The sequence below is a fragment of the Pontibacter mucosus genome (assembly GCF_003054055.1).
Classification (GTDB): Bacteria; Bacteroidota; Bacteroidia; order Cytophagales; family Hymenobacteraceae; genus Pontibacter; species Pontibacter mucosus.
This window is the reverse complement of sequence record NZ_QBKI01000003.1, coordinates 374,079-386,002: the sequence shown is the minus strand read 5'-3', so window position 1 is coordinate 386,002 and position 11,924 is coordinate 374,079. Positions and strand designations below refer to the sequence as shown.

The following is an 11,924-nucleotide window of genomic DNA, read 5'->3' as shown; positions in this document are numbered from 1 at the left end:
GTGTTCTCTTTATACTTTAACTCTCCGCCGTTCCAGCTAAGGTTGCCTGGAATGGCGGAGAGTATATTTTATACTTGCCTCAGTAGCAAAAGTATAAAGCTTCGGTTTATACTTACCGCTTTAACCAATGACCACACTACCGGGGGGCAGTTCTGAGGGTAGCTCCATCCGGATGCGCCATTCCTTTGGGTAATAGTTGTTGATTCGGTTGCCGATTTGCTTGGCCCAGCCCAAGGGAAGCCCCTTATACTCCAGCAGCAGCCAGTCGTTGCCGCTGGTGCCCAGGCTCGTGTCTTCTTTTTTCAGATACCGCAGCGCCTGCTCCAGGCTCAGCTCTGCCGATGTGAAAACCGATCTGTCCAGATACTGGGAAAGCGCCAGCCCCTGCAACGGTTTCAGCTTTTTGCCATAAATCTCGGCCAATTCGGTACCGGCGTATACCACGTACAGGTGCTGGTATACTTCATCGGCAGCTTCGAAGAGGTTTTCAGGGATGGCTGAGATTTTTTCCCCGTGCTGCACAAACGTATACTGCCCGGGCTGCTGCAGCCAGTCTGCCACCAAGGCCTGCTCTTTTTTGCCCGCTATACTTAGTTTATACTTTTTCTTTTTGCTCTTGCCATGCAGTGGCTGCTCCTCACCTGCTTTTCGCACGACCGCCAAAAAGAAGCCCTCTCCCTGCACGCGGTGCGGGTAAAAGCGATAGCCTTCCACGCCCTTCAGCTGCCCCGGCACTACGCCCCATTCCGGTTCTAGCTGCAGTTTTATACTTTCTGCGCCCTCTTGCTCGGCCAGCCAGGCAATATTTTGCTCGTTTTCCTGCTCGTTCCAGGTACAGGTGCTGTAGATTAATACCCCTCCGGGCCTCAGTGAATCCCATACATCCATCAGGATACGCTGCTGGCGCTGGGCACACAGGTTTACGTTTTCCTCCGACCACTCTTCCATGGCATGCGCATCCTTCCGGAACATGCCTTCGCCACTGCAGGGAGCGTCCACCACCATCACATCAAAAAAGCCGGGAAGTCTGTTAAAGTCGCGGGGGTCGTTGCTGGTGACCAGTACATTGCCGCTGCCCCATTTGGCTATGTTTTCGGCAAGTATAGAGGCCCTGCTGCGGATTACTTCGTTGGATACTAGTAAACTTTGGGGGGAAAGCAGGCTGGCCAGGTGCGTGGACTTGCCGCCGGGTGCCCCGCAGAGGTCCAGCACATGCAAGGGCTCGCTCAGGTTTACGGCCTGTCGCAGGGCCTGCTCCACAAACATGGAACTGGCTTCCTGCACATAGTAGGCACCAGCATGCAGGGCGGGATCGAGGGTGAAGAGGGGGCGTTCAGGGAGGTAAAAACCTGTCTCCGTCCAGGGTACAGGTTGCAGGCCGGGAGCTGGCGCTGCCTTGGCGGTGTTGATGCGTACGCTGACAGGCGGGGCCTGCTGCAGTGCTTCCAGGAAGATTGAAAATTCCTCATCCCCGAGCATGCGCTGCATGCGGTCCGTAAATGGTTTTGGGTAAATCATAGGCAAAGGTACGGGAAAACGCGCTTTCGGAAGTATAATTACCCTCTGTTTTTCACCAATTTAAGGTAGGTCTCAACAATGGGCACATCGGCAGGGCACCAGTTAAAGCCAGGTAGTTCGCCTGGTGTTGCCCAACGGTAGGCCCGGTGTTCCAGCAGGTTTATTACGCCCCCGTTATACTGGCATAGGTAAGGAATAAGCACGACAGTGTGGCCAGGGTACGGGTGCTGCACAGGCTCGAGCCTGTGGTAAGGTTCCACGTCAATGCCCAATTCCTCTTTTATTTCCCTCACGAGGGCCTGCTGCTCTGTTTCGCCTGATTCAAGCTTACCTCCCGGAAACTCCCACAGCATAGGCTCCCGCATTTGCTCGCTTCGCTGCGTTAGCAAAACACGACCGTGCTGCTCCACAATCGCACAAACTACCTCTATCATCTTGTTAGCGGACATAGGCGGAAAATTCAGTTTTATACTAAGGTATATATCTGTTTACCCCTGCACTTTCAGGATCCGAATAAAAGTGCGGGCTCATACTTGTAAAAAAGGTAGCCGATGCTAAGCGGAACAAGAATATTCGCCACCAGCGGCAGGTCCTGCTGCGCAAGCCCGAAATATACTACCTGCACCAGAAAAATATGGTATGAAGCTTTTCCCAGCTCGGCCAGCAGGCGCACCGGGATGAAGTTAGTAAAGTTGGGCAGCAATTTTAAGGCCAGCCATACCAACAGGGCGGAATAGCCAAAGGTAAAAACCTGCTGTGTTCGCCACTCGGGCCTGATATACCCCTCAAGTGGCAGACGTTCATACTGCAGCAAGTATAAACAAACGGCTCCGACCACACCCAGTAGCAATACCAGTATCACATCGTCCCACTTCAGGGGCTTCCAGACCAGTGTGGACAACCAAAGCCCAAGGGCAATGGCAGAAAAATAACGCGGAAATGCCGCATCATACAGGTAGCCATCCTCCTTAAAGTATGGCAGGTTTGCGGCCCATAACTGAAACAACACCTCCAGCAGCACCAGTACGGCAATCGTGCTTTTAGGCCAGTGCCGGAAGCCGTAGCCTATCAGGGGCAGCAAAAGGATTGACTGCAGCAACATCGTGATAAAATAGTTGCCACGGCCGGTTACAGGCAGCACCCCCAGCCAGGTATAGCCGCTGAACGCAAGCACTTCCTCTCCTTTTACCCACTCCCACAGCAAACCTACCACTATCGAAAGTATAAAAACCAGGATGAAAGGCACCAAGATGCGTGCGGCCTTTTTGGTAAAATATTTCCGGTTGTAGAGGTGCTGCAGGTGCTGCGGCTTTTTTTGAACGGAAAGTCCCAGGTTTAACCCCATCACCACCAAAAACAAGGGAACAGCCTGCCATATGTGGTAAACGGCAAAACTGTTCTCCAACTCCTTGCGGGTAAACGAGTGCAGCAGCAGTACCGCTACCATGGCAAATCCCTTCACTACATCTATCTGCTGTAGGTGCTGCTTCATGGGAGATGGCTTATGCAGGTGCGCCCCCTGGGTAGTGATCAAACCCTCTGTCAAATCCTTTTAGCTACTATTGAAGTATAAACTTTTGTATCATAAGATATTAAAGACATGCAGCTGAGCCTAAACTATAAGTTCCTGATCCTGCTACAAAGTGTCATGGCGTTCCTGGCATTGGGCCTGAACACGGTGCTGACGCTGCTGCTCTGGCTACCCAAAAGTATACTGCCGCTTTGGGGGCAACATAGCATCGCCACATATTTCTTTATTTTCACGATGTCAATTGGGTTTGTGGTAGGCTGGGTAGCCACCAAGGTTACCCGGAAAGCGCTCCGAATCGGTCGTGTGCTGCCCTTGCACTGGCACCTCAAAAGCCAAACCCTGATTGATAAGCTTCCCTCCAAAACGTTTAACCGCGCCTTTATGTTCTCCCTGTCCGGCTTCTCCATGGCGGCAATACTGGTCATGCTTTTGGATACCCTGCAGTTGCAGGCCATTCCTTACCTCGACTTTATGCTACTGTCCGGCATCTACAGCGTATGCGTGTCGGTTGCTATTACGAGTATGGCCGTTTACCGCGCCCTGAGCGATAACATTCTGCGCCACTCCAGGATTTAAAAGTATAAAAAAGGGCACACCCGTTTGCAGGTGTGCCCTTTATGGAGGCGGAATGCCCTTATTTAAACTTGTCCTTCAGGATTTCAAACTCCACTGCCGGCGATATCCGCTCATAGAGGATGTGGTACACCGCCCTGGTGATAGGCATATCCACTTTTAGCTTTTTATTCAGCTCGTAGATGCTCTGCACCGCGTAATAGCCCTCCGCCACCATGTTCATCTCCACCTGCGCCGACTTCACGGTATAGCCCCTGCCAATCATGTTGCCAAACGTCCGGTTCCGGCTGAACTGGGAGTATGCTGTTACAAGCAGGTCTCCGAGGTAGGCAGAACCGGCCAGGGCGCGGTGGAGCGGCATTATCGCATCCAGGAACCGCTCGATCTCGAACATGGCGTTGGACACCAGCACCGCCTGAAAGTTGTCGCCGTAGTTTTGGCCGCGGGCAATGCCGCAAGCCAGCGCAATGACGTTTTTCATCACAGCACAATACTCTATCCCATCCAGATCATCGAGCGGGTTGGCCTTCACGTAGCGGTTGCGGAGCAACTCGCAAAAACGGTCGGCGGTGGCCAGGTTGTGGGAGCCGATAGTGAGGTAAGACTGCTTCTCCAGCGCCACTTCCTCGGCGTGGCAAGGCCCCGCGATAACCAGCAGGTTCTCGTCCTCCACACCGTACCTGCTCTTCACATAGTCGGTTATCAGCACGTTCTCCTTCGGGATCATGCCTTTGATGGCCGAAGCCACCACTTTCCCGGAAAAGGCATCCTCCGGCAGATCGGCCAGGGCCTGCTGCACAAAGGCCGCCGGCACGGCCAGTATCACCCAGTCAGACGAGGCGACCACTGCCTGTATGTCCGTGGAAGGCTTTACATAGTCCAGATCAAACGATACCTGGCTCAGGTAGCGCGGGTTATGTCTGAATTTAATCAGGTGTTGCACATCGTTGCTGTTGCGCATCCACCAGTTCACTTGTGATTTATTCTCTGAGAGGATTTTAACAAGCGCTGTAGCCCAGCTTCCCCCTCCCAGTACTGCTATTTTCTCCAAGATGGTTACTTATTTTGATTCGGCGACAAGCGCCTGCTTATTGAGCGTTTTCTCATCCTTTACCGCCACTTTAGAGCCATTTTCCAGGGTTTTTGAAACAGCCCTGAACGGACCGGCTACTACTTTCTGCCCTTTCTCAATACCGCTCAGGATCTCGATGTTCTCGAAGTCGCTGATGCCTGTTTTAACCTTTACGGATTTCACGGTATTGTTTGCCTCGTCATACACAAATACCACCTCGTCTACCTGAGCGGCTGCCGTCGTTTTCTGCTGTTGCCCCTGCTGGTTTTGCTGGCCATTCTGCTCCGCACCTTCCTCGGATTCCTTTTCCTTGTCACCCTCTGGCTTGGCCGAGCGGGTTGTAACGGCAGAAAGCGGTACAGAAAGCACGTTAGGCTTGCGCTCCGTTAATATATCCACCGAGGCCGTCATGCCCGGGCGGAAAGGACGCACGGTAGCACCACGCAGGTGCTCGTAGGACTCGTTCAGCAAGCGAATACGCACCTCAAACTCAGTTACGGCCTCTAGGGTGGTGGCATCTTTAGCCGTGTTGGCGATAGCAGTTACCACACCCTTGAACTTCTCGTCGCGGCTGGCATAAGAGTCTACCTCCACTTCCACCGAGTCGCCGAGCGTTACCCGGATGATGTCGTTCTCATTCACATTTACGCGTACCTCCATGTTGTTGAGGTTGGCGATGCGCATGATTTCGGTACCGGCCATCTGGGAAGTACCTACCACGCGTTCCCCGCGCTCCACGTTCAGCTTGGAAACCGTGCCGCTTACAGGGGCATAGATTGTGGTTTTGTTCAGGTTCTCGCGGGCATCCTTCAGCGAGGCGAGTGCGTTTTGCACGTTATACTCTGCCGCCCTCACGCTTTGGCGGGCCGACTCCACTTCTGCCTTCGTTGCCAGGAAGTTAGACTCTATCTGCTGCCACTCCGCCTGGGAGATCACTTTCTGCTCAAACAGCGGCTGGTTGCGCTTGTAGTTCTGCTCTATCTGTACAAAGTTAGCCTCTGCCTGTGTTACCCTGGCCTTTGCCTGGGCCAGGTTGGCGCGCTGCGTGTTCACCATCGCCTGCTGCGCATCCACCATGGATTGGTAGTTGTCGGGACGGATGCGAAGCAACAGCTGGCCTTTCACCACTGAGTCTCCTTCCTCCACATTAAGCTCAATTATCTCGCCCGACACATCCGGGCTGATTTTCACCTCCGTTTCGGGCTGCACCTTACCAGACGCACTCACTTTCTCCACAATGTCAGCGGGCTTGGCCTCTGCCAGCACTACCTCGATGCCCTCGTCCTTGCCAATCCAGCCGGCTTTTTTGGCAACAATTAAAGAGATGATAAGCAAGCCAAGTACGCCGATAAGGGTTGGGATCAGCTTCGATTTTTTCTTCGCCATAGTTGTTTAGAAAGATATGTCTTTACCCTGGTAAAAATCCAGAACCTTTAGTTTAAAGATGTATTCATACTTGGACTGAAGCAGCTCGGACTGTGCGCCACGAAACGTGTTGGCCACAATCACATACTCCACGGAGTTGATGATGCCGGAGTTCAGCCGAAGCTCTGCGTTCCGGACGTTGCGCTCCGTTGCACGCACCTGCTCCTTGGCCGCGATATACTTGCGCCGGGCTGCCACAGCGTCTACCTGGGCCTGCTCGATGGTCTGACGCAGGTTATTGCGGGCAATATCGGCATTCAGCGCGGCATTTTCCTGCGAGACAATGGCCCGCTGCACGTTGTTGCGCGCCTGGAAACCGTTGAAAATTGGAATGGAGAGGTTAAAGCCAAACTGCTTGCCTACGTTGTCCTTCATCTGATCGGTGAAGGAGTAGTCGTCGTACAGCAGGCTGCGCTGCCGGAAATAAACGGTTTGCTTGTTGGTCCCCTCCTGGTTCAGGTATAAATCCTGAGGCACAAAGATAAAGTTTTCCGCAATAGCGAACTGTGCCGTGTTGTTGTACCTCGAGCTAATGCCCGCCCCAAAGCTCAGCCGCGGGAAGTAGGCTCCCCTGGCCACATCCACCCCCTTTTCAGAGCTTCTTACCCGCAGGTCGGCCGCTTTGATGGCTGGCAAGGTTTGCACAGCAGCATCATATACTTGTGGCCCCTCCAGAATGGTAGGGTCTTCGTCAGGCTCAGGCAGCTCGGGAATTTCAATCGCAAAATCATCGTGTGCCTGCACATTCAGCAGCTGCATCAGGTTCAGCCGGGCGATGTCGCGCTGGTTCACAGCGTTGATTAGGTTCAGTTCGTCCGTTGCCAGCTGCGACTCCAGGTCCAGCACAGAGTTTTCGGCCACACTGCCCGCCTCAAAAAGCTTGCGCGTGCGCTCCAGTTGCTGGGTGGTCGCCTCGCGCTGTAACTCCGAGGTCTTGATCAGTTCGTCGGCAAAAAGGATGTTCAGGTAGGAGGTTACAATCTGAATGGTGATGTCGTTCTGGGCAGAGAGCACGTCCTGGTGGCTTGCCTCCAGCTCCAGCTTGTTCTGCTTCACTTGGTTAGTCAGACTAAAGCCCTGGAAAAGCGGCACGGAGGCACTTGCCGAGAGGTTAGCCGTCTGGGCCTCCTGGTTCTGCACCGAGAATGTTACCGGGTCCTGGAAAGAACCTGTGTTGAAGTAGTAGCTTCCGTTTCCGTTAAGGATAGGGAAGCGGTTGAACTGCGCCTGGCGGTAGTCAATCTCATTTATTTTGCGGTTAAGACCGCTCTGGCGCACCTGCAGGTTGTTTACCTTGGCGTATTCCACCGCCTCCAGCAGCGACCATACGCCGTCGCCGTTCGGGTCTTGCTGGGCCCATGCCGCTGAGGTGCCTGCTAGGGATATGCCCAAAGCCAACAGCAGGGTTTTGGATGTTTTTCTCATAGTTATACTATAAACTATACTTTTTACAGGTCGATGTTCGGGATGTAAGTCACGTGATGCACCCAGCTCAGCTGCTTCAGGTACTCCAGTGTGATGGGCTTTATGCCTGAGTCCATTTCGATGAACTGCCGCGCCCGGTCATGCTTTCCTTTCCTGGAAACGTTCATGGTGGCAATGTTGCAGTCGTCGTGAGCCAGTACTGAGGCGATAAAGGCTATACTTCCCTTCACGTCGGCGGCATCAATAATGAGCGTGTGCAGCGTGGCCGAGAAGTTGGAGTTGAACCCATCCACCTCAGAAATATTGATTACGCCGCCCCCACGGCTCTGCCCGACTACCTCCACCTCGCGGTCGCCGGCCTTCAGGTTGAGCTTGATCGTGTTGGGGTGCATGGTCGAGGCGTTACCGATGGAACGGAACGTATACTTCAGGCCACGCTCCTTGGCATGGTCGAAGGCTTCCTTGATGCGTTTATCGTCCGTTTTAAAGTCCAGCAGGCCGGCAACAATGGCGCGGTCGCTGCCGTGGCCCTCGTACGTGCGGGCAAAAGAGTTATAGAAGGTAATAATCGCCTCTTCCGGCTGTGCGCCCAGAATGCGGATGGCAGCCCTGGCAATCCGCACTACCCCCGCTGTGTGTGAGCTGGACGGCCCGATCATCACCGGCCCAATCATATCAAAAACACTGCTTTTCTCTGCCATACCTCAATATCGTAAAAACCAAATTTAGTAATTTCGCGCAAGCTTTGCGCTTTTTGTGGTTGAATTTAGGTTTATTTCTACAAACTTTAGGTTTCTATCTACAAAACCGTACGCGATCCCTATGAAGCCGTGGGGCAGGTTGGGCATGGAGCCACCCCCAACGAGCTGTGGATTAGCTCCGTACGATTAATTAGAGCTTTATTGTATTCCGTGGCCGCGTGGCCTGTCAATGTTTTATTATTTTTGCGCACATCACCTCACCATTACAGCAAACCGATGGAGCATACTTTCAAACCCGAAGTGCTGGAGCAGCTAAGGCGGCTGGAAGAAAAATACGTGCCGCTGGGACAGGACCTGGCGGCTTACCTGGAGGGCCTATACCATACCAAGTTCCTCTCCTACTGGGATTACATTCACCTGGATACGCTGCTGAGCCTGCAGAACCCGCGCACCAACATTCCGGATGAAAAAATCTTTATCATGTACCACCAGATAACGGAGCTATACTTTAAACTCTGCCTGGAGGAGTACAGGCAAATTGGTGAGGACAAAGAAATTACAGGCGAGGTGTTAAAGAAACGCTTGATACGCATCAACCGCTACTTCGATAACCTGATCAACTCCTTCGATGTGATGGTAGATGGCATGGACCCGAAGCAGTTCCTGCAGTTCCGGATGGCGCTGATGCCGGCCAGCGGCTTTCAGTCGGTGCAGTATCGCCTGATTGAAATCGCCTCCACGGACCTGCGCAACCTGGTGGACAAGGCCAAGCGCGCCGTGCTGGGCTTGGAGAGCACCCAGGAGGAAATGATTGGCTGCATTTATTGGAAGGAAGGCGCCACCGAGGTGGCCTCCGGCGCCAAGACACTCACCCTGATCCAGTTCGAGGAGAAGTATACCGCCCAACTCATCAGCTTTGCCAAGGAATACACGGACAAGAACGTGTGGAGTGTGTACAAGCGCCTGCCCGAGGAAGACCAGCAAAACCCGAAACTGAAGCAGGCCATGCGCGACCTGGACAGCAACGTAAACGTCAACTGGCCGCTGATGCACTACAAGTCCGCTGTGCGCTACCTGCAACGCGACCCAGATGTGATAGCTGCCACCGGTGGCACCAACTGGCAAAAGTACCTGCCGCCACGTTTCCAGAAACGCATTTTCTACCCTGAGCTGTGGAGCGAGCAGGAAACAACGGAATGGGGCAAAGGCTGGGTGGACAAGGTGCTGAACGGTGATATTTAAGTGGCTGGTTTATAGTTATTAGTTGTTGGCTAACCTCGCAGATACGACACGGCCTGTGAGACTTAAGCCGCCATACTTATACTTATACTTATACTTATACTTATACTTATACTTATACTTATACTTATACTTATACTTATACTTATACTTATACTTATACTTCAGAAATTATACTGTCAGAGTGAATTTGCCGCACACCTCCAATGTTACATACCTGTTCGAAGGACAGAATAACTTCTTACCCTTCTACTAACGATTAACGAACAACCCATAACGACTTTAAGGTTAACTACCTTACTAACTACTCATGAAAAAGAAAGAACTGGACCTGGTGCTTCCGCCAGAGTTGGCTTTTGATGCCCAGCAATTAGAAAGAGAAATACTCAAAAGCGCGAACGTGCAGCCCGAGGATGTGAAATTCCTCCATCGCGTCAAGCGCTCCATTGATGCACGCGGCCGGCAGGTGCAGGTGCGCGTGCGAGCCGATGTCTACCTGGACAATCCCCCTGCCGATGTCCTCTCCCCCAAGTATAATTATCTCGACGTTTCCCATGCCAAGCGTGTGGTGATTGTGGGAGCCGGCCCAGCCGGGCTTTTTGCGGCCTTGCGTTGCATTGAGCTGGGCGTGAAGCCCGTGGTGCTGGAGCGCGGCAAGGATGTCAGAAGCCGCCGCCGCGACCTGGCAGCCATTAACAAGGATCATGTGGTAAACCCGGACTCTAATTACTGCTTCGGGGAGGGCGGTGCCGGTACTTACTCCGACGGAAAGCTGTATACGCGCTCCAAAAAACGCGGCGATTTGCAGCGCATTCTGCAGATTTTTGTGCAGCACGGCGCCACCCCCGATATCCTATTCGACGCCCACCCGCACATCGGCACGAACAAACTGCCTAAAATCATAGAAGCCCTGCGCGAGTCGGTGCGGAAAGCCGGCGGCGAAGTGCACTTCGATAAGCGCGTTACCGATTTTATACTGGAGCAAGGCGAAATGCGCGGCGTGATCACGCAGGACGGTCAGGAATACTTGGGCGAGTCGGTTATACTTGCCACCGGCCACAGCGCCCGCGACATTTTTGAGCTGCTGCACCAAAAAGGCATTACCATAGAGGCTAAGCCCTTTGCCATGGGCGTGCGCGTGGAGCACCAGCAGCAGCTGATAGACAGCATACAGTATAAATGCGAGGACCGTGGACCCTACTTGCCGGCATCCTCTTACTCGCTGGTGCATCAAACAGTTTATAAAGGCAGGCAGCGCGGCATTTTCTCGTTCTGCATGTGCCCTGGCGGCTTTATTGTGCCCTCGGCCACCGCTCCCGGCGAGGTGGTGGTTAACGGCATGTCACCGAGCCGCCGCGACTCACGCTTCTCTAATTCCGGCATTGTGGTAGCCATTGAGCTGGAGGACATGGAGCTGGAGAAGTATGGCCCGCTGGCCGGACTGCACATGCAGCAGGCACTCGAGCAAAAGGCCTGTGCCATGGCCGGTGGCACGCAAGCCGCACCTGCCCAGCTGCTCAAGGACTTTGTGAACCGCAAAGTTAGCCAGGAGCTACTTGAGACGTCCTATCAGCCGGGGCTGGCTTCGGTGGATCTGAACGAGCTTTTCTCAGACGATATGGCCTACAGGCTACGCGAAGGGTTTAAGGCCTTTGGCAACAAAATGCGCGGCTACCTGACCAACGAGGCGCAAATTGTGGGCGTAGAGAGCCGCACCTCCTCCCCTGTCCGCATCCCCCGCGATCGGGATACCCTGGAGCATGTGCAGGTGAAGGGCCTGTACCCATGTGCCGAAGGAGCCGGCTATGCCGGGGGCATTGTATCGGCGGCGATGGACGGTGAAAGATGCGCTGAAAAAGCAGCCGTAAGGGCCGGTGTGGTATAATTTTATACTTCAATCAAAGTATAATGTATAGCAACATAAGATACTTTATTTAAAGCCCTTATCGCTGCTTATACTTTGTTAAAATACCTGACGCGCTAACCTTCGTATCCGGAGCATAGTACAAGACAGTAGAAATTTGTAGAACCTGATTTTCCTATAAATGAAAAAGACAGTTGTATTAGGCGCTTCCGACAACCCAGACCGCTATGCTTACAAGGCAGTGCACAAGTTGCAGCGGCATGGGCATGAGGTGGTGCCTGTAGGCATAAAAAAGGCAGAAGTAGGCGGCTTATCCATTGTTACGGATAAAGCGCAGCCGATTGAGGAGGTAGACACGGTAACGCTCTATGTTGGCCCGCGCAACCAGCCGGTGTGGTATGATTACATCCTGAACCTCAAGCCAAAACGCATTATCTTTAACCCGGGCACGGAGAACCCAGAGCTCGAAGAGAAGGCAAAAGAGGCTAATATTGAAACGCTGCACCACTGCACTCTGGTGATGCTTGCCACCGATAGCTACTAACGGATTTTATACTTTAAGTATGAAACCTGCCC

General features: G+C 53.2%; 11 protein-coding genes. 4 read left to right on the top strand and 7 right to left on the bottom strand.

What is annotated here, in order from left to right; translation table 11 throughout:
- Window positions 1-120: 120 nt before the first annotated feature.
- Genes C8N40_RS08000 through C8N40_RS07990 form a run of 3 tightly spaced genes read right to left on the bottom strand, consistent with a single transcriptional unit; the run spans window position 121 to window position 3,010 of the window.
- Entirely contained in the window at window positions 121-1,518 is a 1,398-nt protein-coding gene (locus C8N40_RS08000; protein WP_108211256.1) for a methyltransferase RsmF C-terminal domain-like protein, read from the bottom strand.
- A 38-nt stretch (window positions 1,519-1,556) separates the two neighbouring features.
- On the bottom strand, window positions 1,557-1,967 hold the full coding sequence (locus C8N40_RS07995; protein ID WP_245905041.1) for a (deoxy)nucleoside triphosphate pyrophosphohydrolase: 411 nt from the start codon (window positions 1,965-1,967) through the stop codon (window positions 1,557-1,559).
- Window positions 1,968-2,020: 53 nt separating this feature from the next.
- Window positions 2,021-3,010, bottom strand: a complete 990-nt coding sequence (locus C8N40_RS07990) for an acyltransferase family protein (RefSeq protein WP_108211402.1) — start codon at window positions 3,008-3,010, stop codon at window positions 2,021-2,023.
- A 108-nt stretch (window positions 3,011-3,118) separates the two neighbouring features.
- Between C8N40_RS07990 and C8N40_RS07985 the strand changes: the two genes are divergently transcribed.
- Complete coding sequence (locus C8N40_RS07985; RefSeq protein WP_108211255.1) at window positions 3,119-3,625, top strand: hypothetical protein; 507 nt, start codon at window positions 3,119-3,121, stop codon at window positions 3,623-3,625.
- A 58-nt stretch (window positions 3,626-3,683) separates the two neighbouring features.
- On the opposite strand, the gene C8N40_RS07980 is transcribed toward C8N40_RS07985, so the two are convergent.
- From C8N40_RS07980 to sdaAB, 4 genes are read right to left on the bottom strand one after another with little or no spacing between them, the layout of a single operon-like run.
- Complete coding sequence (locus C8N40_RS07980) at window positions 3,684-4,673, bottom strand: NAD(P)H-dependent glycerol-3-phosphate dehydrogenase (protein ID WP_108211254.1); 990 nt, start codon at window positions 4,671-4,673, stop codon at window positions 3,684-3,686.
- Window positions 4,674-4,682: 9 nt separating this feature from the next.
- The gene (locus C8N40_RS07975) at window positions 4,683-6,080 is read right to left on the bottom strand and encodes an efflux RND transporter periplasmic adaptor subunit (protein WP_108211253.1); all 1,398 of its coding nucleotides are present in this window, start codon (window positions 6,078-6,080) and stop codon (window positions 4,683-4,685) included.
- Between the two features lie 6 nt (window positions 6,081-6,086).
- Window positions 6,087-7,544: a TolC family protein gene (locus tag C8N40_RS07970; protein WP_108211252.1), complete on the bottom strand. Its 1,458-nt coding sequence runs from the start codon at window positions 7,542-7,544 to the stop codon at window positions 6,087-6,089.
- Window positions 7,545-7,567: 23 nt separating this feature from the next.
- Window positions 7,568-8,245 (bottom strand): L-serine ammonia-lyase, iron-sulfur-dependent subunit beta, encoded by a 678-nt coding sequence (gene sdaAB, locus C8N40_RS07965; protein ID WP_108211251.1) that lies wholly within the window; start codon window positions 8,243-8,245, stop codon window positions 7,568-7,570.
- A gap of 276 nt (window positions 8,246-8,521) precedes the next feature.
- Between sdaAB and C8N40_RS07960 the strand changes: the two genes are divergently transcribed.
- The 3 genes from C8N40_RS07960 to C8N40_RS07950 all read left to right on the top strand — a co-directional run bounded on the left by C8N40_RS07960 (window position 8,522) and on the right by C8N40_RS07950 (window position 11,892).
- Window positions 8,522-9,487: a tryptophan 2,3-dioxygenase family protein gene (locus C8N40_RS07960; RefSeq protein ID WP_108211250.1), complete on the top strand. Its 966-nt coding sequence runs from the start codon at window positions 8,522-8,524 to the stop codon at window positions 9,485-9,487.
- Window positions 9,488-9,794: 307 nt separating this feature from the next.
- Window positions 9,795-11,369, top strand: a complete 1,575-nt coding sequence (locus C8N40_RS07955; protein ID WP_108211249.1) for an NAD(P)/FAD-dependent oxidoreductase — start codon at window positions 9,795-9,797, stop codon at window positions 11,367-11,369.
- A 160-nt stretch (window positions 11,370-11,529) separates the two neighbouring features.
- Complete coding sequence (locus C8N40_RS07950) at window positions 11,530-11,892, top strand: CoA-binding protein (RefSeq protein WP_108211248.1); 363 nt, start codon at window positions 11,530-11,532, stop codon at window positions 11,890-11,892.
- Window positions 11,893-11,924 lie beyond the last annotated feature (32 nt).